Below are 591 nucleotides of genomic sequence, written 5' to 3' on the forward strand. Positions count from 1 at the left end.
TATGGCCAGAGCCATGTTGAAAAAGCAAGTGGATGAAGAATTTACCGTTCGAACGCCGGAAGGTGACAAAGAGTGGTTCATTAATTCGATTGAATACAACAAGCAAAGCGCAGAATCTTAACTTCCTCGACCTTGAAACATTCGGCGAGCGAAGTGCGTTTGCCAATGATGTTGACCTATTTTTTTATGCGCCCTCATTTGAGGGCGCGAGCTGTATTTACTGGAGAGGTTTAAAATGAAAGCCGTGATTTGTGGTGCTGCGTTAACGATGGCTATTTCGCTTCCTACTGTCGCTCAAGAAGAGCTAAAAGGGTGTGATGCCAAAGCGTTTGCACTTGAGCAGCAAATTGAATACGCCACAGTACAAGGTAATCAAAAGCGCATTGATGGATTAAAACGAGCCCTTGCTGCGATTGAGGATGAATGCTCGGAAGAAGATTTACGCGAAAAACTGCAAGCAGAAGTCGAACAAAAAGCGCAAAAAGTAAAAGCTCGCGAGCTAGAATTGGCAGAGGCACAAACGTCGGGTTCGAGCGACAAAATCGAGAAAAAGCGCCGAAAATTAGATGAAGCGCAAAAAGAGTTGTTAGA

At 44.5% G+C, this 591-nt stretch carries 2 protein-coding genes; both read left to right on the plus strand.

What is annotated here, in order from left to right:
- Positions 1-121 (plus strand): GreA/GreB family elongation factor (locus R7O13_RS28925; RefSeq protein WP_318305471.1); only part of this gene is annotated, 121 nt, incomplete at its 5' end.
- A 114-nt stretch (positions 122-235) separates the two neighbouring features.
- Positions 236-591: DUF1090 domain-containing protein (locus R7O13_RS28930; protein ID WP_318305470.1), on the plus strand; the 356-nt coding region annotated here is incomplete at its 3' end.

The organism is Vibrio sp. Y176, from assembly GCF_033438945.1.